This is a genomic window from Vibrio owensii CAIM 1854 = LMG 25443, assembly GCF_000817815.1.
Classification (GTDB): Bacteria; Pseudomonadota; Gammaproteobacteria; order Enterobacterales; family Vibrionaceae; genus Vibrio; species Vibrio owensii.
The window spans coordinates 1-23820 of sequence record NZ_JPRD01000004.1; the positions used below are offsets into that span (position 1 = coordinate 1).

At 45.2% G+C, this 23820-nt stretch carries 22 protein-coding genes; 2 read left to right on the top strand and 20 right to left on the bottom strand.

The window, feature by feature from the left end:
* Positions 1–69 precede the first annotated feature (69 nt).
* Positions 70–1953 carry a methyl-accepting chemotaxis protein gene (locus tag H735_RS01170; protein WP_020196513.1) on the bottom strand — a complete coding sequence of 628 codons (1884 nt, stop codon included), beginning with the start codon at positions 1951–1953 and terminating at the stop codon, positions 70–72.
* Positions 1954–2180: 227 nt separating this feature from the next.
* Complete coding sequence (locus tag H735_RS01175) at positions 2181–3752, bottom strand: BCCT family transporter (RefSeq protein WP_005438862.1); 1572 nt, start codon at positions 3750–3752, stop codon at positions 2181–2183.
* 396 nt (positions 3753–4148) lie between these two features.
* Between H735_RS01175 and cosR the strand changes: the two genes are divergently transcribed.
* Positions 4149–4625 (top strand): MarR family transcriptional regulator CosR, encoded by a 477-nt coding sequence (gene cosR / locus H735_RS01180; protein ID WP_005438864.1) that lies wholly within the window; start codon positions 4149–4151, stop codon positions 4623–4625.
* Between the two features lie 53 nt (positions 4626–4678).
* Here cosR and H735_RS01185 read toward each other — a convergent pair whose 3' ends face one another.
* The 6 genes from H735_RS01185 to H735_RS01210 all read right to left on the bottom strand — a co-directional run bounded on the left by H735_RS01185 (position 4679) and on the right by H735_RS01210 (position 10624).
* On the bottom strand, positions 4679–5317 hold the full coding sequence (locus tag H735_RS01185) for a response regulator (RefSeq protein WP_020196512.1): 639 nt from the start codon (positions 5315–5317) through the stop codon (positions 4679–4681).
* Entirely contained in the window at positions 5310–6665 is a 1356-nt protein-coding gene (locus H735_RS01190) for a cache domain-containing protein (RefSeq protein WP_005438868.1), read from the bottom strand. Before H735_RS01190 ends, H735_RS01185 begins: the two co-directional genes overlap by 8 nt.
* A gap of 116 nt (positions 6666–6781) precedes the next feature.
* Positions 6782–8068, bottom strand: a complete 1287-nt coding sequence (locus H735_RS01195; protein WP_020196511.1) for a TRAP transporter large permease — start codon at positions 8066–8068, stop codon at positions 6782–6784.
* A gap of 12 nt (positions 8069–8080) precedes the next feature.
* Positions 8081–8620 carry a TRAP transporter small permease subunit gene (locus tag H735_RS01200; protein ID WP_009706883.1) on the bottom strand — a complete coding sequence of 180 codons (540 nt, stop codon included), beginning with the start codon at positions 8618–8620 and terminating at the stop codon, positions 8081–8083.
* 131 nt (positions 8621–8751) lie between these two features.
* On the bottom strand, positions 8752–9846 hold the full coding sequence (locus H735_RS01205) for a TRAP transporter substrate-binding protein (RefSeq protein WP_020196510.1): 1095 nt from the start codon (positions 9844–9846) through the stop codon (positions 8752–8754).
* Positions 9847–10261: 415 nt separating this feature from the next.
* The gene (locus H735_RS01210) at positions 10262–10624 is read right to left on the bottom strand and encodes a hypothetical protein (RefSeq protein ID WP_020196509.1); all 363 of its coding nucleotides are present in this window, start codon (positions 10622–10624) and stop codon (positions 10262–10264) included.
* A 271-nt stretch (positions 10625–10895) separates the two neighbouring features.
* On the opposite strand from H735_RS01210, the gene H735_RS01215 reads away from it, so the two are divergent.
* A complete protein-coding gene (locus tag H735_RS01215) occupies positions 10896–11564 on the top strand; it encodes a DUF2982 domain-containing protein (RefSeq protein ID WP_020196508.1) in 669 nt (222 codons plus the stop codon).
* 12 nt (positions 11565–11576) lie between these two features.
* Here the strand turns inward: H735_RS01215 and H735_RS01220 are convergent, their stop codons facing one another.
* The 12 genes from H735_RS01220 to H735_RS01275 all read right to left on the bottom strand — a co-directional run bounded on the left by H735_RS01220 (position 11577) and on the right by H735_RS01275 (position 23819).
* Positions 11577–12233 carry an MBL fold metallo-hydrolase gene (locus H735_RS01220; RefSeq protein ID WP_005430620.1) on the bottom strand — a complete coding sequence of 219 codons (657 nt, stop codon included), beginning with the start codon at positions 12231–12233 and terminating at the stop codon, positions 11577–11579.
* 130 nt (positions 12234–12363) lie between these two features.
* Positions 12364–12912, bottom strand: coding sequence for a peptidoglycan L,D-endopeptidase MepK (mepK, locus tag H735_RS01225; RefSeq protein ID WP_020196507.1), 549 nt, complete (start codon positions 12910–12912; stop codon positions 12364–12366).
* Positions 12913–13082: 170 nt separating this feature from the next.
* Entirely contained in the window at positions 13083–14648 is a 1566-nt protein-coding gene (locus H735_RS01230) for a L,D-transpeptidase family protein (RefSeq protein WP_027726722.1), read from the bottom strand.
* A 131-nt stretch (positions 14649–14779) separates the two neighbouring features.
* Positions 14780–15862, bottom strand: coding sequence for a DUF1513 domain-containing protein (locus H735_RS01235; RefSeq protein ID WP_020196505.1), 1083 nt, complete (start codon positions 15860–15862; stop codon positions 14780–14782).
* The gene (locus H735_RS01240) at positions 15843–16880 is read right to left on the bottom strand and encodes an imelysin family protein (RefSeq protein WP_020196504.1); all 1038 of its coding nucleotides are present in this window, start codon (positions 16878–16880) and stop codon (positions 15843–15845) included. Before H735_RS01240 ends, H735_RS01235 begins: the two co-directional genes overlap by 20 nt.
* A gap of 10 nt (positions 16881–16890) precedes the next feature.
* Positions 16891–18273, bottom strand: coding sequence for a di-heme oxidoreductase family protein (locus H735_RS01245; protein ID WP_020196503.1), 1383 nt, complete (start codon positions 18271–18273; stop codon positions 16891–16893).
* Positions 18274–18365: 92 nt separating this feature from the next.
* Positions 18366–19628, bottom strand: a complete 1263-nt coding sequence (locus tag H735_RS01250) for an imelysin family protein (RefSeq protein ID WP_020196502.1) — start codon at positions 19626–19628, stop codon at positions 18366–18368.
* A gap of 175 nt (positions 19629–19803) precedes the next feature.
* Entirely contained in the window at positions 19804–20451 is a 648-nt protein-coding gene (locus H735_RS01255; RefSeq protein ID WP_171371056.1) for a GTP cyclohydrolase II, read from the bottom strand.
* Positions 20452–20680: 229 nt separating this feature from the next.
* A complete protein-coding gene (locus H735_RS31295) occupies positions 20681–20857 on the bottom strand; it encodes a hypothetical protein (RefSeq protein ID WP_009706892.1) in 177 nt (58 codons plus the stop codon).
* Positions 20858–21003: 146 nt separating this feature from the next.
* Positions 21004–21414, bottom strand: coding sequence for a heme lyase NrfEFG subunit NrfF (nrfF, locus tag H735_RS01265; RefSeq protein WP_020196500.1), 411 nt, complete (start codon positions 21412–21414; stop codon positions 21004–21006).
* Complete coding sequence (locus tag H735_RS01270) at positions 21401–21934, bottom strand: DsbE family thiol:disulfide interchange protein (RefSeq protein ID WP_020196499.1); 534 nt, start codon at positions 21932–21934, stop codon at positions 21401–21403. The genes nrfF and H735_RS01270 overlap by 14 nt, the downstream gene beginning before the upstream one ends.
* A complete protein-coding gene (locus tag H735_RS01275; RefSeq protein WP_020196498.1) occupies positions 21912–23819 on the bottom strand; it encodes a heme lyase CcmF/NrfE family subunit in 1908 nt (635 codons plus the stop codon). The genes H735_RS01270 and H735_RS01275 overlap by 23 nt, the downstream gene beginning before the upstream one ends.
* Between the last annotated feature and the right edge of the window lies 1 nt (position 23820).

Consider the following 23820-nt stretch of genomic DNA (forward strand, 5'->3'; position numbering starts at 1 on the left):
AAGGAGCCAATTGGCTCCTTTTCTCTTTCCATTAAACGCGAATATCAGCGCTTAGCTAACACTCTAAGCTTACAGCTTGAAGCGTTTGATCTCTTGCTCTAGCTCGTGAGATAGCTCAGACAGATGCGCCGCTTGCTCTGCTGCTTGGTGCGCTTCAACAGAAAGCTCGTTAGACACGTCTCGAATGCCTTCAGTGTTACGAGTGATTTCTGTTGTCACAGACGCTTGCTCTTCCGCTGCAGACGCAATTTGCGTTGCCATGTCGCTGATGCGCTCTACCGCTGAGTGAATTTGAGTAAGGCTTACTGCTGCTGAGTTTGCATCATCAACACTGGTGTCTGCTAGACGACGACTGTCGTCCATAATGCCTACCGCTTTCGCTGTTGTGCCTTGTAGCATCTCAATCGTTTCTTGAATCTCTTGAGTAGAAGCATGAGTACGCTGGCTCAGAACACGAACTTCATCCGCAACTACCGCAAAACCACGACCTTGCTCACCCGCACGCGCCGCTTCGATAGCTGCGTTTAATGCTAGTAGGTTAGTTTGCTCTGCAATGCCTTGGATAGTCGAAAGAATGGTGTTGATTGCGTTACCGTGTGCTTCTAGCTCTTGAATCACGTTGGTTGCAACTTGTACTTCTTGCGCTAGGTTTTGGATAGAACCTTGCGTTTGAGTCACTTGGCCAGAACCGTGAACACATGCTTGAACCGCTTCTTCAGAGCTTGATGCTGTGTTATCTGCGTTACCTGCAATCTCTTGTGTCGCTGCTGCCATTTCGTTAACAGCCGTAGCAACCATGTTGATTTCGTCTTGCTGGTAAGAAATACGCTGACTACGCTCTTCAGCTTGTTGAGCCGTTGTGCGTGCTTGCTCGGAAAGAGCAGATGACACATGACTTAACTTGGTTACCATCGTGTGCATATTGCCCACAAAGCGGTTGAAGTTGTCTGCCAGTTTACCGACTTCATCATCACTGCGTGGTTCAAGACGTTGCGTTAGGTCACCTTCACCCGATGCAATCTCTTCAAGCGCTTGTGATACTCGGCCAAGGTCGCGGAACAAGAAGCCCACTAGCCAAGATACGGCCACAATCACCACGATCGTAATCAGTACCGCAGTAATCAGCATTTCACGTAGCAGCTGCGCGTGGCTTGCTTCTTCTGTAGCGCGGTCCATTTCAATTGCGAACATCCAGTTTGTGCCAGGTACTTTACTGAAGTAATAAAGCTTATCTCTGCCCTGAATGGTTGCCGTTTCAATAGAACCCGTGTTTGCTGCACGTTCAATAGAATCTTTGGTAAATTCTTTAGATAGGTCAGTGATTGGCTTAAGCGTTAAGCTTTTGTTTGGATGTGCAAGGAAAGTTCCGTCATTCATGTCGATCAGCATTGCGTGCGCATTTTCACCCGCATCTAAGCTGATAACGTCATTGATCAACTGATCAATCAGAACGTCAGCACCAACAACACCAACAAACTTACCGTTTTTCATTACAGGTTCTGCAATGGTAACCAGTAGCGCGTTAGTGATCGCATCTTGGTAAGCTTCAGTGATGATCTGCTTACCTGCTGCATTTGCATCTTTGTACCAAGGGCGAGTACGAGGATCATAGTCTGCACGATTACGTTCTGGATGAGAACGGTACATGCCACCTTCCGGAGTACCTAGGAAGATATCGTCAAAGCCCCCCGCTTTGCGCGCTTGTTGTAAGAAAGGCACCACGTCTTGCTCTGTTGAGTAGTCGTTGAAAGCCGTTGCAATGTCTTTGCGAATCGCAACCCAGTCAGAAATACCTTCTGATGCTGCGTTACTTAGGCTTTGTGCTCGTGAATAGACACCTGAACGCGTCTGATCAAACAATTGACCAGCCGACAGCCAAGTCAGTGCTGTTGCCATCACTACAACAGCAGATAGGCTTGCGCCAATTAGCTTTTGTTTTAATGATAATTTCATAATTATTATAAGAGGTTGGGAGAACAGTTAAGGTGGCTGAATATTACACATTTCTGACAAAGTAATCACGAAGATTATTCACAAAATTAAGACAATAACCTGTTGTAAAATAAAGAATTTACCTCGTCATTTTTTTGGCAAGCGTCAGAAAAATCGCACAAAAAAAGCCAGCATTCCGCTGGCTTTTTAACTCATTAATATTTAACGATATTTATAAATCACATCAATTATTGACGTTCTGTTCTCATACCCATCAATAGGCTGACACACATTGCAAGCAATACGAATGTGAACGGTAACGCAGTAGAGATAGCACCGGCTTGCAGCGCTTGAACCGCTTCTGAACCACCAATCCACAATAGTGCAACCGCAATCGCACCTTCCATAAATGCCCAGAATACACGTTGTAGAACTGGCGCATCCACTTTACCACCAGCAGTAATACTGTCGATAACCAGTGAGCCAGAGTCCGATGAAGTGATGAAGAATACCAATACCAACACAACAGCAATGATAGAGAGCATGTTACCGAATGGCAGAACATCAAACATTTGGAACATCGCTAGTGATACGTCAGTTAGACCGTTTGCACCTAGCTCACCAACATTGTTGATCACTTGATCGATAGCTAGACCACCGAATACAGACATCCAAATTAGTGTTACCGCTGTAGGAACAATCAGTACCGCTGTGATGAATTCACGAACTGTACGGCCGCGAGATACGCGAGCGATGAACATACCTACGAATGGTGACCATGAAATCCACCAAGCCCAGTAGAATACTGTCCAACCTTGGAACCAAGCTTCGTCAGTACGACCAAACGGGTTGCTCAGTGGAACCAAGTTTTCTATGTACGCCATAAAGGTGGTAGGAATTGAACCTAAGCTCACAGCCCAACCAATCAAACCCACAAGGATAAGCAGTAGGAATGCAATAACCATGTTGATGTTACTGATGACCTTTACACCGCCATCAATACCACGGATTACCGAAACAACCGCAAGTAACGTCACAATCGTAATAACGACGATCTGTAGGCCTAGACCCGGCTCAACACCAAACACGTGGTGAATACCACTCGCTGCTTGTTGCGCACCAAGACCTAGAGACGTTGCAAGACCAAATAGCGTTGCTAGTACTGCAAGGATATCAACAATATGACCAGCCCAACCCCACGCGCGATCGCCCAACAATGGGTAGAAGATCGAACGCATAGAAAGCGGAAGGCCTTTGTTGTAAGTAAAGAAAGCTAATGAAAGTGCTACGACACCGTAGATTGCCCATGGGTGTAGACCCCAGTGGAACATTGTCGCGCCCAGTGCAAGCTTTGCAGCCTCCGGGGTATTGGCTTCAACACCGAGAGGCGTTTCGTACCAACCAGTGAAGTAAGCTACAGGCTCTGCCACACTCCAGAACATCAAACCGATACCCATGCCTGCCGCGAATAACATCGCAAGCCAAGACATGAAAGAGTAATCCGCTACCGCATCTTTACCACCAAGGCGAATCTTACCCATTGGTGACACAATCAAAGCTAAACAGAAGATTACGAAGATGTTGCCTGAAAGGATGAACAGCCAGTCAAATGAGCTAATAATTTTTAGCTTAATGCCATCCAACGCTGTTTTTGCGGTATGTGCATCAAGCACCAACGCCGCGATAAGAAATAGTGCAATGAAACCAGCACTGATACCAAAAACAGGATTATGTACGTCAAAACCCCATTTCTGGACGTTGTCTTGACCAACCGTATAGTCGGTACTGTCGATACTGTACTTATCTATACCTTTTGTCATTGTTCCTCTCTTTTGTGTTCTAGTTTTTCGGCAGCAAACCAAAAAATCATTCGAACACGATACATTTTATTTTCCATGAAAGTGGAAGATCCTACCATTTGAGGCGTTTTTGTCTATCTTTTGCTGATAAAAAATCCAATAACTTACTTTTCAATCAGAAAAATCCACCAAAAAAAGCGAAAACAACCACGACAATAATTAGACCACAAACATTTATTACTATAATAATTCTAGCCGTTACTTTTTTACCCGCCGAATACCCTTAAAAACAATAAGGAGAGCCAAGGCAAATAATTGAAAATTGGTGTCGCGATCCCTAACTAAGCCCTTTTAATAACAACGCTTTTGAGTTAGTGTCGCCTCGTTACATGATCCCTTAATGACTGGATTACGAAATTGGAAAAGTACGAAGAAGTCTTGGTCTCGATTCGTCAGATCATCCGCGCTATTGATTTACATTCAAAGAAGTTGAGCAAAGAGTCTGGTTTGACGGCTCCTCAGCTGATTCTAATGCGTGCTATTAGTGAACTTGATAATGTCACTATCAAGCAATTGTCTAGCCATACCAACATGAGTCAGGCAACGGCTACGACTATCCTTGACCGTTTAGAGCGCAATCAACTTGTCGAACGACGCCGCAGCGTAGAAGACAAACGTAAAGTTCATGCTGTCTTGACGGAAAAAGGCCAAGAAGCGCTTAAACAAGCTCCGACGCCATTGCAAGAGCACTTCATCAGTCGCTTCCAAAAGCTTGAAGAGTGGGAACAAAGCTTGCTGCTATCTTCTGTTCAGCGCATCTCTACCATGATGAACGCAGAAGACATCGATGTTGCGCCAATGCTTGAACTAGGCAGCATCACTAAACCAGAATAAGCTTCTCTGTGCGCTCATGACTCCCATCCGTGATGAGCGCGTTTGCCCTTCTCTTACTCAATCAATCCTGTTTCAAACGCATATTTCGCTAGCTCAGCAGTCGAATGTAAGTCCAACTTGTGTTTGATGTTGTGACGATGTGTTTCCACCGTTCGATAACTGATATCCAAAAGCGTAGCAATCTTTTTACTACTATTCCCCTGTGCGACTAATTTAAGTACCGCTTCTTCGCGGCGACTCAGTGGATTAGGCTTTTGTGCCGCAGGTACAACATCTTGAGTAAACAGTGTTTGGGTGACAGATTCACAAAAATACGTCGAACCTTGATTCACGGTCTTAATCGCTTGAACCATCTTGTCGGCTGAGATTTCTTTCAACATATAACCGACTGCTCCGGCTTGCATCACCTTCATGATGTATTCGCGATTGTCGTGCATAGTCAGCATCAGAATTTTACTTTCCGGGCGTTCTTCCTTAATCACGCCTATGGCTTCTATCCCATTCATAATTGGCATGCTGATATCCATTAAGATGACATCCGGGTTGAGCACTTTTGACACTTCAATGGCCTCAAGCCCATTGCTTGCTGTGCCGATCACATCAATGTCAGGTTCCAATTCCAGACGCGCCATAAACCCATCCAGTACAACCTGATGATCGTCCACAATCACCACACTAATTGGTTTATCCATAAACTAATCCATCCAAATCTAACAATACGGTGATTTCCGTTCCCAACCCTGGTTCGCTCATCAATTCAAACTCGCCGCCAATAAACTCGACACGCTCACGCATGTTACGCAGGCCAATCCCTTGGCGGTGTACCGATTGATTGACCATAAAGCCAATACCATCGTCCCGTATCAGTAATTGCAGCATATTGCCCATTTTTTGCAAAATAACGGTGACCTTTTTTGCCTTGGCGTGCTTTTCAATATTATTCAACGATTCCTGAGCAACACGATATAACGTGGTCGCCACTTCCGATTTCAGCTTAACCTGACCAGTATCGAAATGGCTGTCGATGTCCATACCAGAATGGGAATGAAAGTCCTGCAATAACGTAGAAAGCGCCGCCTCTAGGCCGATGTCATCCAAGGCGCTCGGGCGAAGTTGATGGGAGATATGACGCACTTCATTAATTGCGGTGATCAACGAGCGCTGTGATTTGTCGAGGTGGGATTTAAGCTTTTCATCTTCAATACGATGCCCCATCAAATCGAGATGACATTTACTTGAAACCAACAACTGATTGATACCATCATGCAGTTCTCTGGCTAGATGCTTTTTCTCATCCTCTTGAAACATCACCGTTTTATGGGCCAGTTCTTTAAGGTTTTTATCCGCTAAGCGATGCTCATGGAGGTTGATAGCAAGGGTTAAAACAATGATCACGGCGACCGTCACAACCAAAATCACAACTACGGTAAAGAAAGTCGTCTCAATATTCTGATTCACCGCCGCGCGCATGTTGGCAACTTCACGGCTCACATCCTCTATGTACAACCCCGTTCCAATCATCCATTCCCATTTATCAAGCCATGCCGCGTAGCTTAATTTAGGCACGACTTCACCTGTGGAGGGCTTCTGCCAAAGATATTGATGGAAACCGCCGCCAAGTTGAGCTTGATAAAGTAACGCCTCAATCAGGTGATCGCCGTTTTCATCTTGAATGTGAAGTAAGTTCTGCCCCACGAGATCAGGCAATATCGGATGGACTAAATTCGTGCCGTGTTTATCGTAAGCGAAGAAATAACCATCTGAGCCATATCGAAGGCGGTTCAGAATGGCTTTTACACGTTCTTTGGCAACATGCTCGTCGATAGTAGAGTCGTTATAGATATGAGAAATCGCATCGAAAGCCAGATCAACGGTATCTTTCAATGCCACTTCTTTCGATTGGATCAGACTTTGGTGAAAGATCTCCACTTCACGTTGACCCAACGTTTTCGCTTGGTAGATGGAAATCCAACTGATGCTTGCTGACACCAACACCACTGGGATCAATGCCAGCAAGATTAATTTGGCTTTGAGAGGCATCCCTTTCCTCCAATGAAACGCTGATTAGCTTAATAACTAATCAGCTTAACAACTTGTCTCAAAAGGTAAAAACTCTCAGGTCACAAAAACCTCGTTCCCCGACGACATCATGGCTTTTATGACATGCCGTAAAAGCCAGGGAAGAACAACAGGGAAGCCAGAACCACGATTTGAATCGCGATAAATGGAATAACGCCTCGATAGATATCACGAGTTGTCACACCCGTTGGTGCGACACCTTTCAAATAGAACAAGCTAAATCCAAATGGTGGTGTGAGGAATGAGGTTTGAAGGTTCATGGCAATCAAAATCGCAAACCACGTCATGTTGATGCCCATTAACTCAGCTACAGGCGCAATGATCGGCACGATGATAAAACAGATTTCTACAAAGTCGATAAAGAAACCGAGAATAAGAATCACCAACATGGTAATGATCAAAAAGCCCCACTTCTCACCCGGAAGCTCGAGCATCCACTCTTCTACCAAGTAGTCGCCGCCTGTGTAGGTAAATGCCATCGAGAATGCCGTTGCACCAAGTAGAATCGCGAAAACCATCGCTGTGACTTTTACCGTCTCTTTTGAGGCTTCGTACACCATTGACCAGCTAAACTGTTTGTAAAGTAGCGAAAGTACAATCGCACCAGCACCTCCTAGCGCCGCTGATTCTGTAGGAGTGGCAATACCAGCAAAGATAGAACCCAAAACCACAATGATCAGCGCTAAAGGTGGCAAAACGGCTTTGAGCGCGGTAATTACCTCTTCCTTACGACTGATGGATTCATCACGTTCGATAGGTTGAGCTGCCTCAGGGTTGAGCTTAGCGTAAATCAAAATATAGATAACGTACGCACCAACTAACATTAACCCCGGCCAAACCGCGGCTTGGAAAAGGTCTCCGACTGGAACCCCAAGCACATCACCAAGAAGAATTAGAACAATAGAAGGCGGAATGATTTGCCCAAGCGTGCCCGACGCACAAATAGTGCCGCATGCTAAGCCTTTGTCGTAGTTGTACTTAAGCATCACCGGCAAAGAGATCAACCCCATTGCCACTACTGATGCACCAACCACGCCCGTCGATGCTGCAAGCAGCGCACCAACCAAAACCGTTGAGATAGCGATACCGCCACGAATACCACCAAACAAACGCCCCATCGACTCAAGCAACTGCTCTGCCAATCGGGTCTTTTGTAAAACCAACCCCATGAAGACAAACAGTGGTACTGCCATCAATACCGTGTTTTCCATGATGGATTGAATGCGATATGGCATGAATGCAAACATCTCGATGCCTTCTGCCCATACGCCGAAAATTAATGCAATGCCGCCAAAGGTAAAGGCAACAGGGAAACCGAGTAGTAACGCAAACAGCGCTACAAAAAACATCACTATACCGATCATGCTGACTTCCTTTTACGACTTACCGTTGTTACCGGCATAGATAAGATGAGGGTTAACAATTTTATTGATGGAATGAAGCAGTAAGCCCATACCACTGATCGCCATAAACAAGAATGAGAGTGGAATCATGGCTTTTATGATCCATCGATATGGCAAACCACCAGGGTCTCCAGACGTTTCTCCGAGAGCGTAACTCTCTTTGGCAAAATCGATACCGAACCAAGCAACCAATAAGCAGAATGGGAATAGAAAAAGTAACGTGCCCAAGATATCGATGATGGATTGTGCTTTATAGGATAAACGCTCATAGAAAATGTCGACTCGAACGTGACCACCGGATTTAATCGCGTATGGCACACCCAATAAAAACACAGCGGAAAATAGATGCCACTCCATTTCTTGGAAGGCAATGGATACGTCATTAAACACGTAGCGCATAACAACGTCGTACACCACGTTCGCTAATAACAAAATGAATAGGATGCTGGATAACCACCCCAGAAAATCACCGAAGCGGTTAAAGATTCGCTCAATATAAATAAGGCTTCTCATTCCGAACTCCATGGAACGTGTGGGATTGGCTCCGCTGGTTCGCGGAGCACTTGTTATAGTCTTCTCTAAGAGAAGTTTTTCTTGGGCTTCTTTTGCTGGCTAAATCACTCGAACTAGCCAGCATGTCGAAGTTATTGCTGAGCTTGGCTGTTTAGGTAAGCTCGGTGTGAGATATCAGACCAAGGACGCACTTGCTCGATGTAGCTTGCTTGAGATTCTTGAATCTCTTTCGCTAGCGCATCTTTTTCTGCGTGCTGTTTCAGTAGACGTTCGTTCGCTTCACGTAGCGCTGAAATAACTTCAGGTGGGAAGTCTTTTACTTGAACATCAGGGTATTCTGATTGAATTGATGCCCAGTTCTTACCACTCTCGTGCTTAGACTGAGTGTACATGTCGTACGCGGCGGCTTTCATCGCCACTTGAAGAATCGCTTTCAAATCATCAGGTAGACGTTCCCAAGTACGCTTGTTCACTAGGAACTGCAGCTCAGTGCCCGGCTCATGCCAACCTGTGTAGTAGTAAGGCGCAATTTTGTGGAAGCCCATACGCAGATCAAGAGAAGGGCCTACCCACTCCAATGCATCAATCGTACGACGCTCAAGCGAGGTGTATAGTTCGCCCGGTGCAATGTTGGTTGGCTTCGCACCTAGCTCAGCAAGAATTTCACCTGCAAAGCCCGGGATACGCATTTTCAGACCTTGTAGGTCATCGACTGATTTGATTTCTTTCTGGAACCAGCCACCCATTTGGGTATCCGTGTTACCACCAGGGAAAGATAATAGGTTGTGCGGGGAGTAAACTTTTTCCATCAACTCCATACCGCCACCGTAGTAGAACCATGCGTACTGTTCTGTTGGCAACATACCGAAAGGCATAGAGGTAAAGTAAAGGGTGTTTGGTACTTTGCCTTTCCAGTAGTAAGACGCCGAGTGACCCATGTCGTATTGACCGGATTTCACCATATCAAATACACCAAGTGGTGCTTTATGTTTGTTCGCAGAATCAATGCGGATTTGTAAGCGTCCGTTTGACATTTCTTCTGCCATTTTTGCCATGTTCTTTGTTGCGTCACCAAAGATAGGGAAATTTGGCCCCCACGTCTCCGCTAGTTTAAGGCGGTATACTTTGTCATCAGCAGCATGAGCAGAAGTTGCTACGAATGCCATCGTCGCGACCATTGCTGTCGCCTTGAGCACTCGTTTCAGAGATTTTTGGATAAGACTCATCGTTCACGTCCTTTGTCACCAAGGTTATTGTTGTCATCCATTACATAAGGATTCGCTATAGAAGATGGGACATTACATGGAAGTAAGAAATGGGCATGAACACGCAACAAAAATGCACTTAAACGCGAGCCTTAGCCATTAGTATTACGTGGTTATACGTAGTCTTTTTAATATAAAATCGCAGGAATTTTTATTATTCAGATAGTTAAAAGATAAGCCATCTCATCAAAATCTGATAAAGCACGTACGTAGTTGGCTGCGAAAGAATTTACACAGTATTTAATAAAATGTGACAAATGACGGAATTGTATAGTTAGAATACTCAGTTAGAAATGAGCAAAAAGCGTTTTTCGGGCAAAAAAATACCCCGACTGGAGTCGAGGTATTCAATTAAGAAACAGAATTACAGCGGTAATTAAACTGCTTTATAGATAACTTTGTTACCTGCTAACTGCTCTTTTTGAACTAGGTTTTCTTCAAGAAGCTTCTTCAGTGCGCCAGTAGCCCATGATGCAGCTTTAGTGTCTTCTTGACCTGCAGCTAGACCAATACCTTTAGGGTTGATACCTTCAGCATTTGCTACAACGATATCTAGAACTTGTTGTTGCTTAGGAGTTAGTGCAACCTCAACAGTTTTCGCTGCAGCTACTTTCTTCTCAGCTACTACTTTCTCAGCAACAGGTTTTGCCGCTTTTGGTGCCGCAGCTACGTTTGCTACTGTCGCTTTAATGCGTTTTTGCAGTTTCATCTGCACTTTACGCTTATGAGCAAGTCTCATTGAATATTTCTCCAGTTCACTGCATCTCAGCAGGGATGAAAATTTGAAGCGCGTTTTATACCAAAATTCATCAGCGATTTGTAGGTTTTAGCGGCGAAACGCGATGAAAAATGCGCTCACTGCATAGAACGCCTACTATTTAATCAGATAAATTGTGAACGGATTTATTGAATACTGGGTATAAAAACAGAGGTTCTTTGTTCTTGATAGGCAAATAAGTGAATATCGAGAAACATGTGTCTCAACGCCATTGTTCATTGAGGTTGAAAGCATGGAAACGCTGCATCTAAGTAACTCACATTTCAAATCCGACTCCCCCATCAATAAACTGATCGTGTTCATGGTCGTTACCATCACCATGTTTCTGGTTTTGATTGCGCCGGGATGGAAACAAGCGATGTTGTCGGTCGTACTGATGGCCATCATCGTTGGCTTTGCCATCATCATGATAAAAAAGAGCCAAGTCTCCTTCACCCTTACCGCCACCCACTTTCAACAACACCTCTTCAAAGGCGGCTGGGTGGTGCGCTGGAAAGACATCGACTCCATCGGCATTTGCACATACGAGCAAGAAGGCTGGCATCAACCTCTTCCGTGGATAGGGATCCGGTTGAAGCATTACTCCCCTTATCTCAACGCGATTTGTCCACGTATCGCGACAGAAATCTTGCTAGGGCAAAGAGCCCTGCTTTATTTAGGAGCAAGACAAAATAATTGCGAAACAAAGTTTGAAGATATGGTGTTAGACCCCGCTCCTTACATCAATAAAGAAGGGATGCACTATGAGGGCCTACAAGCAATGCTAGCGAACAGAATGAAATATCAAAGACAGTTTTATGGCTACGACGTGTTTATCTCAGCCAGTGATTTGGATAGAGAAGCGGAAGAGTTTGTGGGATTGGCTCGACGTTACCTAGCGGCCGCCGAGCCAGATGCTTAATTCAGAAACGCTTTAGTAAAGCGGCATTTCGTCAGCAACGAATGGGTTAGTTTTGCGCTCGTGGCCAAATGTCGACTGTGGACCATGACCAGGTACGAAAGTAACATCGTTGCCAAGAGGCCATAGCTTCTCTTTGATCGAGCTAATTAGCGTGTTGAAATCACCTTGTGGGAAATCTGTACGACCAACGCTACCGTTAAACAGAACATCGCCGACAAACGCCAAACGCGCTTCTTCGCTGTAAAGCACTACGTGACCCGGCGTATGACCCGGAGTGTGAATCACGTTTAGAGTTTGATTACCAAAAGTGACCTTGTCACCTTCATTTAACCACTGATGCGGTTCAAACGCTTCAGTCAGTGGGAAACCAAACATTTGGCTTTGGCCTTCTAAACCTTGCAACCAGAAGTTATCTGCCTTGTGAGGGCCGACAATCTCAGTACCACCTAACAGTGCAGACAGTGGCTCTGTACCACCAACGTGGTCCAAGTGGCCGTGTGTTAGCACTAGGTTTACTACTTCAACACCCAGTTCTTTGATCAGCATTGCGAGTTGCTTTTCATCACCACCTGGATCAACCACAATGCCCTTCATGGTTTCGTCACACCAGACGATAGAACAGTTTTGAGAGAAAGATGTTACTGGAACAACTTGGTATTTCAGAGCCATAGATAACCTATACCGAATAAATTTGCATGAAAACTGCCGCAACTATGACACTAAGCCCTAGTGACTTCAAGCTTTGTACCATGGGTAATAGGCGACGTTCTGAGACAAGAACCCCTGTCTCAACTTGGCACTACCAAGAACGAACAGCACCCGTATCGATATGAACAAAGCTACTGCGTGGATAATAGCCCACACCACCAGCTTTTAGGCTTAATGCCGCATCTCGAACCGTTGAAAGCTTCACGCCATCTAAACGGAAATCAATGGCCTTTCCTTCCATGTGCATGCTCTTTTTCGCCACACCTGAAGAACCATTACGCAATGATGCGTTAGTCAATGGAGAGCGGTAACCAGAGATCACAATCACCTCTGCTTCTGTACCAATCAACTTTTGGATTTGACTGATCTGATCGAACAGACGTCGATCCATTGGATGAACTTCATTACGGCGATGATCACGACAAAACTGATCAAGACGCTTCAGTTCTTCGTCGACATAATTTGTCCCATTGAAGTAGCACGACTCCAACAACTCACCAGTATTGAGGTTATTCATCGCGAGAACACGAGGTTCATCAGGCAGAGATGCCCAAGACATGCTTGGCATTGCTGAAGCAACAACGACACCACCAGCGGTCATTTTAAGAAAATCACGACGGGAAAAATTACGACTTACCATGAAAATACTGCTCAATTACTGTACGAGCAGCGGACATTACCGAAACCAATTTAACGCGTCAAATGCATAAATCGGTCCGGCTTGTCGTTTTTAGGCTGGTTTTTCTGTTTACTTATTGAACAGAAAACAGATTTTATGAAATGTAAATTTTTTTAAATTGAGAACGAATCTCACCCTTGATCATCGTATTGATAAATATCATCACGGTAGTACAAGGTGCCCTCTTCTAACCATGCAGTTTGATAGATGATATGCACTTGAATTCGTTCACTAAGCGGTACTGAGGTGTTAGAACGACGACCATTTTGACGCTTCTTCGCTAGCCTTTCTTCCAGACCTTGAGTCTTGAAGAGTAACTCCGCCAATTGGTCAGCATGCTCGACACGAACGCAACCAGAACTGAACGCTCGACGATCTTGATTGAACAGGTTTTTACTTGGTGTGTCGTGCAAGTAGATCGCTTGTGGATTCGGCATATTGAATTTATACAGGCCCAAAGCATTATGTGAACCAGATGACTGTCTCATACGATATGGGAAAGTTCTTGGATTCACGGTTGCCCAGTTGATGGTTGTTGGATCAATGATCTCGCGCGATGTCCAAGAGCGAATAATCTGGATGTTGTGTTGCATCAGATACATCGGATTGCGTTTCACCTTTGGAATGATGTCTTTCACCATGATCTTCCACGGCACATTCCAAGTAGGGTTTAAGATCACTGAGTCCAATGTCCCTGTCATGATGGGCGTTTTACGTGATGCTTTCCCTACGACAACTTTAGATTCAAACAACGGCTGTCCATCATGCCAGTAAGTCACTTCATATCCGGGAACGTTAACGAATACCACGTTGTCGCGCTCTTTTGCCCAAATACGAGAACGCTCTGCGTTCAAGGCTAATGAGTGCAAACGTTGCTGTGGTGAGAAGTTAATCCAGTGAATCGTATTGGGACCGATGATGCCGTCTTGTTTCAAGCCATGAATACGTTGGAACTCCATCACCGCTAGCTCTAGGTTTTCATCATAGAGTGTGGTTTCAGTATCCAAATGCCCAACATCAACACCCACAATCTGCATTCGAGCAATCATGCTGGCTTTATCAAACAACTCATCTCCAACTCGGGCTAAACGTTGATCTTGTTGATAAAGAGGGAACTCAAACTTGGCGTAAGTCGACAAAGATGCATATGCAGTATTGAACGATTCGTCCATTTGCAAAGGTGAGCGCAACTCAGCAAGGAACTCGTCTAACTTTCCGACTGTGATTTCATTACTCAGTAACGAGAGCGTCTCAATACTCGGCGCAGGGAAACTAACATTACCTTTGTTCGCAAATAACCAATTGATGCCCTCTTCTGGAACCTGCTCTAGGTACGAAAGATACATGAGTAATGAGTCACTCATTACAAGATCGAAATCAAGCTTGTCGCCTTGTTCACGCACTTGTTCTATGCGGCGCAGTTGGTTGTCAAACTCTTGAGTCACATCTGCTAATGCAACGAGCTTAAGCTGAAAAAGGAGTTGTTCTACATCGCTTTCGTTTTCCCAGTTCAAGCGATAATTAGTGCTTTGATACAGTTGATCAATTACATCTGGGTAATGGATCATTTTTTCTACAGACAGCTGATCAACCGCCCCCTCTTGCTCTGTTTGTGCAGAAGCATCGAGAGAAACTACTGTTGAAAAGCTGCAAAACGGCACCAAAAGTGCCGTTATCATTAGGAGTCTAGCAATCACTGAAACGATCCTTCCGTTACATGCCATAAAAAAAGTATGGCAAATATCTCACGGGTTGCAGCTTTAAAATTAAGAATCTGAAGACGAAAACGACAACAAAATTCTCAATAAGTGCTTACTCGATGATCTTTCTAGATAATTCTCGACCAATGGTTATCCCATTGCACACCGCTTGCGAAGGTATTTTTTGACTCTTCAGGCCTTTGTTCGACCACTTTTCCCGCGCCAGAACTGACTCGGAATTCATCACCGTAGATCACAACACCAGAGGCGTCTGGTAACGCACTTAGCTCTACCAATTTGCCAGTAGATTTAGACCATATACCATAACAACTGCCCGGAGGCGAAGTGGCTAAGATCCATTCATCGGTTGCTGCAATACTCGCAACGTAGTGATTGAAACGCGCCCACTCTTCAGGCTCGGCTTGAAGATCTTGCATTTCACCACCACGCGTGTGCATGGCGATTAAGGCAGGATACTCGTCCGGCTCACCACGATATTGCTGACCACAAAGCACGGTTTCCGCTCCATCATGGGCTAAGTGGCGAATACTCAACTTATGATCCGGTAAAGACACTTGATCCAGTAGCTTACCCTTCTGTGAAAGGTAACTCAGGCTCGGTCTCATGCTATCAAGATTGAGAGGTTCGCGACCGTTAGTGTGTACGCCACCGACGCCAATCGCCAATGCGCCATCAGGCATCATGATCACTTCATGAGGGCCAAGGCCAAAACCCGTTAACTCATCGATTTTTTGATATTGCTTCTGCACATCATAAACACCAATGATCCCACGACTTGTCCCCCTCTCCCCTTCTGTGGCAAATAGCAACGTGCCATCATGGGAGTAAACGCCATGCCCATAGAAATGGCGATTTGGTTTTGCCAGCTGCAGTTTGATCATCTGCTCTGAGCGATAATCAAACACCATGAAGAAAGTACCTGGTCGACGACCAAAGACTACGGCGTGGCCTTGTTGGTTTGTTGCCACACCGTGACCACGCTCAGGAATCGGCAATGAAGATAGCGGTATACCATGCTCATCTGCCACCACCGCGGCGTATTTATCTCGGCCAATGATAGAGCAGCCGATCAACGCAGGCTCACGTGAGCTTGTTGAAGCACAACCAAATGCCATCATAGGTGTAGCCGCCCCGAATAGAGCGGCTTTCAGTAAGTTTCGGCGGTTTTGATCAGTCACCATCGGTTGCATTAAATCCTATAACCACGCCAAGCTCGATCGCCACTTCTTCGTGAATCAGGTACTTCAATTGCTCTAGCTTATTGTACTGAGCGAGCACCATGCGATAGCCTTCTTTTGTTTGTAGTGCAGCAAACAAGCTCTTATCTTCTGGCCAAGTTTCTAACGCCATTTCAAATTGATGAACAACACGGTCTGCGAGATCTGCATGGCCTTGCTCTCTAAGTAGCGCATCTAGACCATTTCCGTTAGCAAAGTACAACGCTTCCATCCCTTGAAGGTTGGCTTTTAGGTTTGAAAGCGAGGTCTCTGAACGCCACGATTCTGAGAAATACTGACGAGGCTTACCAATCTTCGCTAGCGGTCGGCTCAACTTCTTCATGCTGTATTCAAGCTGATTCGAGAGCAGTGAAATGTACTCAGATTCCCATTCCGTCATCTCTAGCGATTTCCAAGGATTCTCTGCCCAAGAATCCGCAATGATCTGCGCTTTGTTATCGAGGTTTTCTGCAATCGAAACACCTGTCGCACAGGTATTGCTATTGCTAGATAAGGTCGACGCTTTATCGTAAAGCAGCCATTCCAATGCACCTAAACCTTGCACGGTGACACTTTGGGTGGAGATATCTTCTGCACTCCAAGCTTGATCAGATTTCGTCAGTACAGACATTTTACGACCAGTGGTGTTCTTTTTATCTGGCCAAAACTGAACATTCCAGCTTTGCTCCAACGCCGTAGCAGGGCCACGTTCTTGACCTTGTAATGCCATCCACGCAAGCGTAGTTTGATGCCATTGCTGTTTTACTTGTGCATCATCTTTCGACTCTGATGCGCAGTAATCTGCGAAGCGTTGTTCAAGTTCTGTGGTTTGCGCTAAAAACGTCTGAGCTGATTGAAACTCGACCTCGTACACGCTTTGAGAAATATGGCTTGTACTCTCAGGCTTGGCAGAGCTCGAACCGATGGTCGATTGGCAACCAACCAAACTTAACGTTGCGGCAATCACACTCACTAACAGTGTTTTTTTCATGGTTGCTTCCTTATAGAGAATTCAGAAACGCAATCAATGCGTCACGTTCTTTTTTGTTCAGTGCTAAGACGTTTTGTTTCGCTGTCTCCGCTTCGCCGCCGTGCCACAACACCGCTTCCATCAGGTTACGAGCGCGGCCATCATGTAAAAAGTAAGTGTGTCCGTTTACTTCTTCGGTATAACCAATGCCCCACAACGGTGCCGTTCGCCATTCACGGCCGTTTGCTAGGTATTCCGGACGGTTATCGGCCAAGCCTTCACCCATGTCATGCAAAAGCATATCTGTGTATGGGTGGATAAGCTGCTCAGAAAGCGCCGGCAACTCTGGTCGTTTCGCCGTTTTAACACTGGTCTTATGGCAACTTTCACAGCCAGACGCAGCAAAGATTTGCTGACCTAGTTTCACGCTAGGATCATTGATGTTACGGCGAATAGGTACGGCTAAGTGCTGGCTGTAAAACTCAACGAAGTCGAGAATATTTTCACTCACTTCTGGTTTGCCGCCATTTGGCATGTCGTCACAAATGCTTTGTTTCGAGGTGCAGTTTTCGTTCGGGAATAAATGGCTCGTAAGACCCACATCACCATTGAATGCCGCCGCATTTTGCTGCATTAGCGTCGGTTGTCCGGCTTTCCAACCAAAGCGACCGATCGAGAAATCGTCCTTCTCAATATCCCAGACCTTGTTTACTTTGCCTGAGATACCATCTTTGTTGGCATCTTGTTCATCAGCCCAAGCGAGTAGCGTTTCGTCGGGAATACTCTCCAACAAACCAAGACCGATCATTGGCGGTGCCACACGTGCTGAAAACTCGGTATCAGGGTGCATATCGCCGTAACCCAGAGCGGTAATGTTCAAATGAGGTTTTCTTAGTGTCACCGTCGTACCGTCTTTAAATTTCACTGGCACATCAGTGTAAGTAATTTCGATTTTGCCTTCTGGCGTTTGATCTTGCAGGGCGAAATCTTGAAGCTGACCACCATAAGTCGGCTCAGGTATGCCACCGTCTTTGATGTAGGCTTTCTTTTGTTCTGGCGTCATCGCAGGAATGCTCAAGCGCACTAACATAGACACGGCATGTAAATCATCTTTCTCTAGCGGATGACCTCGACCGTCTTTGATGTGGCAGTTCTGACAACCATTAGTGTTAAAAAGCGGGCCTAGACCATCACGAGCGTCCGTTGATGCCGGCGCTTGTACCCAAGGGTTACGAAAAAAGCTGTTACCTACGCTAAAGTCGAGGCGCTTGCTCATCGGCAGGTTGGCAGCAGGAAGAGAATAGGCATTCGCGCCGTCTTTTTTAACACTGGTTTTGCCACCAGACTTAACATCGTAAGCCATGGCAGAAGAAGAAAGGAGCGCGGCTAGCGCAGAAATTAGGTATGGCTTCATATCATTGCTCTACATATACAACAAGGGTGATAACAACGAGCTCAAACGGCAAAAGGGCTCACAAAGAGCCCTTATTTATTATGGTTTTCTTATTAAAACTCGTGGTCAGCAGTATCAGGGCTTAGGCTGTCGATGCCGACAATGTTTGCCGCTCGCTCAATCGCACCAGTTTGCGCTACCAACGACATGATGGTGTCGTTTACTAGCGCGTTGCCTTGTGCGTTACCCGCCGCAATAAGTTGGTCAAAGTGCTGGTTATTCTTCTCTGCAGAAGTCACTAACTCACCAACTTGGCTACGTGTTGTATCAAACTGCTTTTGAATTTCGGTCGCGGCTTTCTTGTCTTTTTGAGCAACAAGGTCAGCAATACTCGGACCAGATAGTTCTTTGCCGTTTACACCTTTGTATGTACCTGTGTAAACGTTGTAGATGCCTTGCTCATTGTAGTAGTGAGAGTTGTGCGTGTTGTCTGAGAAACAATCGTGCTCGTCTTCAGTCGAGTTCGCTTCTAGTGCCACCTTCATACGTTCACCCGCTAACTCACCTAGAGAAAGAGAACCCATGCCGAATAGCATCTTACGAAGACCATTGTCAGCAGATTCGTTCAGTAGCTCTTCACGGTAGTTGCCTTTCACTTCTGCAGACCACTGCTTTTCCATCCACTCAAGGTCTTGAACCAGTAGATCAGCGGCCGCTTTTAGGTACTCACCACGACGATCACAATGACCATTCGTACACTCAGAACCGACAACGAAATCAGTGTAAGCACGTTGACCTGCACCCGCGTTAGTACCGTTTAGGTCTTGACCCCAAAGCAAGAATTCAATCGCGTGGTAACCTGACGCAACGTTTGCCTCAGAGCCGCCTACTTCGTTTAGATCTGCTAGCAATTCTGGTGTGATTTTTGAAACGTCCAGCTTAGAAGCACCAATCTGTAAGCTAGTGTTTGCGATGATGTTTGCAGCCGCGCCCTCGTTACCCAGTTCGTATTGGTAATCCGCCGCTACGTAGTCGATCAAACCTTCATCAAGTGGCCATGCATTCAGCTGACCTTCCCAATCGTCAACAATCGCATTACCAAAACGGAAAACTTCAGACTGTTGGTAAGGAACGCGAGAATCTAGCCAAGCTTGTTTTACTTCTTCAAGCTTTTTCGCTGATGGTGATTTTAGGAATTCGTCGATTTTTACATCCAGCGCTTTCGCTGTTGTTACTGAATCAGCAAACACAGCATGGGCAACGTCCGCGTAATGTTCGACAACTTGTTGTTTAGTTACTGTAGCAGCAACCGTAGAACCACTGGCAATGAGGAGTGATGCAGCAATAGATTGGACTAAAACTTTTTTTGCATTCATCTGAAGCATCCTTGTTGAGCATTTTAATTATCGTATTAGTAGTGCTAATTGTTCTTATTTGCACTTTAGTCCCGAGATAATACAAATTTACAATTTATTTGCAACTCCAGATACAAAAAAAGCCTCATAGTAATGAGGCTTTTCACATGCTTTATTGTCAATTTTATCTTTATAATTAAACTTTTAGGTTGTGTTTCCCGTGAGAAACTTTTGCCTTCAGGTAATTTTCATTGCCATCTTTGATGTGCGCAGAAGTGTTGACAACTTCTGAAATTTCGATTCCGTATTCCGATAACTCACGGATCTTCTTAGGATTATTCGTTACCAAACGAATCTTGCTAACACCCAATGCTTCTAGCATTTGTGCTGCTTCTGTGAAGTCACGCAGGTCATCATCGAAACCCAAATGATTATTCGCTTCGTAGGTGTTCATGCCTTGGCTTTGCAAGCGGTAAGCATCAATCTTGTTGTATAGACCAATACCGCGCCCTTCTTGGCGAAGGTAAAGGATGATGCCACCTGATTCGCCCATACGATTAATGGTCTCTTCTAGTTGCTCACCACAGTCACAGCGTGAAGAGTGGAACACATCGCCAGTCAAACACTCAGAATGCATGCGAACTAATGGCATGTCCTGAGTTTGGTCTGCTTGTTTGAAGATAATCGCTACATGCTCTTTATCTGTCTTCAGACCGTGGAAAGACAGGATTTCGGCATCAATGTTACTTTTAGCCCCGACTTTAAAATCTACTCTGGCACGTACTTCCGCCATATCTACACTCACTCGATTTATTGCTTGATGCATTTTCGTTATCGCATTCATGGGATTGCTCTCATTTGCTCTTCAACTATGGGGATTGATACCGCATTTTTCAATGTTGAGATCACAAAGAACCCTATTCTTATTCATGACAAGCTAGGAAATCCTGTTCGGACACTTCCCGCTAGCCGACTTTACAAATGTTATAATATAACATTTGTGACTAACTACAATAAAAAAACCCCAGACAAATTTGCCTGGGGTTTCGAAAGCGTTAGTTGAAGAATTGATTTTAGTGCGTTTGGCTGCGCTTCCATACGGCGAGCTCAATCCAAACCGCTTCAAGTTCTTGAATCTCTTCGTCGGTTAAAACGGCGAGTGTAGAAGTGACTTGTGGCAGCTTCGGTGACTGCAATGCACGAATCTGCGAATAAAAGTCCTTTTTTAATTGCGATATAACTGAATCCACTGCGTACACCTATTCATTCTTTTATTACTCCTCCAGCTCAATTTTTATGGTCTGCTATTCACTGGAGCCTTCATAAATTCGAGAAAATGATAACATTCTGCTTGTTATGTGCACAATTTATTTTTAATAGTGGAATAACGGTCACATTAATTGCGCTTTACCATTCGGATCGAATATAAGACAAAAAGGATCAAAAATAGAGCAGGAAAGATCCACAGTAACGCAGTGGTATAATTAAATGGGGGTTGATACAGAACAATATTCCCATAACGAGCGACTAGGTAGTCTTTTATTTCTTGATTTGAACTGCCTTGATTAGCCATGGTGTACACCTTCAACCTAAGGTCTTTGGCGGCTTGTGCATTGGACTCTACAAGGTTTTGGTTTTGGCATTGCGGACAGCGTAATGTCTTGGCTAATGCGGTTGCGCGCTGTTGCACTTCAACAGAATGAAACTCAAACAGATCAACATTCTGTTCTAAATCCGCACTTCTCGTGAAAGGAGAAAATAGTGTAAATAGGATTATTGTGAGGAGAAGACTATTAAATCGAAACATTCAAATACCCTGAAAATATATCGTTCCATTTATCTGCCGTTAGCTCTCCACGATATTTGATCAATATACGGCCATTTTGATCAATCAAGTAAGTTTCCGGCGTTCCAATAACACCTAGCTCCACAGCGAGCTTTCCATTAGGGTCACTAATTACTTCAATATATGGATTTCGTTTAGAGCTCAAATATTCACGAGCAGCTTGTTTTTGATCTCTATAATTCAGCCCAATAATAGGCACTCCGAGTTCTGCTAAATGCAATAACTCTTCATGCTCTCGCTTGCATACCCCGCACCAAGATGCCCAAACATTCAATAATTTATATCCGTCGCTTTTGAACAATTGCTCAGAAACTATGTCATCAGAGATCAGAGAAGTGGAGCGAAAATTAGGTGTCTCTAAATTTCGTTGTGGGGACAATTCAACATGTGGTCGCTCAGACAAAGCCACCGCAGTTACTACAGCAAACGCAGCAACCGCCACAACGAGACCTGCGAGTTTAAGCGTATTTCTCGATCGCATTGATAGCCTCTCTCCTTTTCTTTAGTCCTGTTAATAGCGCACCAAACACAGCTAATAGCCCGCCAGACCATATCCACCAAATACCTGCGCGGTACTGAACTTTAATCGCATAAGCATGAGTATCGACTTTGTCACCCAATGTCACGTAATAATCGCCATGCCATAGTGAACGAATCGCAGGCTCGGTCATATTCATCACTCGCACAGGGTAATGACGCTTTTGCGGGTTGAAATTGAGCATGCGGCCATCTTCCAAGTGTAAGGTGATCTGTCCTTGTTCCGCGGTGTAGTTTGGCCCCACCAGCCATTCGATACCATGATAATCGATAGTGATCCCCGCCCTTTGTTGAGAACTGCCGGGTTCGACACGTAAATTGTATTCATAAGAGTAGTGACTATTGAATACAGCCCCACTCACCGCCAGTGCAAAACCGATATGTGCCATCACGATTGGCATGAGTTTACGCTTATTGGAACAGCGAAACAGCATAACGAGATGCGCCACAATCACCCAAGTAGCCAACGTTATGGTTAACAATACTTCGAAATGCAGTGCATTCGCTGAGAACATAAATCCGCTCCCAGAGACTAGAGATAACGCGATACTGCTCGCGATATCACCGCTTACACTCGGCACTGTGCCTTTTGTCCATTTCAGCACCGGCATCAAAGCTAAGGCAATCAGAGCCAGTATGCTTAATGGGAAGATCAGACTATTAAAGTAAGGTGCGCCAACTGAAATGTTCCCTAAGCCGAGCAGTTGATAAACCATAGGATAAAAAGTGCCAAGAAAAACGATAGCAGTCGCAATAACCAATAGTCCTTTGGCGATATAAGCAGTGTAAGCTCGGCTCGTTAGAGATTGAAGTTTGAAGCGAGGGAGTTGCTCTCCTCGCAAAATTAATACGCCAAAAGTGATGATGATAAGCAAGCTCAATACACCAAGTAGCACTAAACCCTTAGTTGGGTCCACCGCAAAAGCATGCACAGAAGTCAGCACGCCAGAGCGCACCACGAATGTCCCTAAAATGCTTAGGCTGAACGTAGCAAACGCCAATGCATAGGTGCTCCAAATTGCGCCTCTGTTACGTGTTGCGACAACACCGCTGTGCAACAAAGCAGTACCGGTAAGCCAAGGGAGTAGAGAAGCGTTCTCCACAGGGTCCCAAAACCACCAGCCGCCCCACCCCAGCTCATTGTACGCCCACCATGATCCCACCAAGATACCCAACGTGAGCGTTCCCCATGCAAAAAACGCTGCGCGACGAGCGACCACATACCAATCGCTCATCGGTTGTTTACCCAATAGCGCCGCTAATGCAAAAGCTAATATTGCTGCGTAACCAACATAACCGAGATAAAGCAATGGTGGATGAATGATAAGCCCAACATCTTGCAACATTGGGTTTAGATCTCGCCCTTCCGACGCCAATACTTGGGCATATTCGAACGGGTTAGAGGTCATTAACGTGAACCATGCAAACGTCCCAATCAGAACGTTCATGATTCCTAAACAGTCGCAAGTATATTGGGCATTGAGCGGTGACTTAAATGCAATAAACGACGCCCATAAACTCAAGGTGACGACCCAAAACAACATGGAGCCTTGGTGCCCACCCCAAGCGGCAGCAATTTTGAACGCCACGGGAAGTTGACTGTTGGAATGCGTAACAACATATTCCAACGCGAAGTTGTCTTGCACGAAGCAGACGATCAAAAGTGCTAAACAAATGATGGAAGCTAAGCTAATGATGTGGGACATAGCGACTTGATGCGGCAATGTCGCCTTCTTACCCATAGCACGACGTAGCCAATGCAGCAACGATGCACAAGTCGATGTTACAGCCACGAATATCAGTAAGAAGAACCCTAGCTCAGCCTCCATT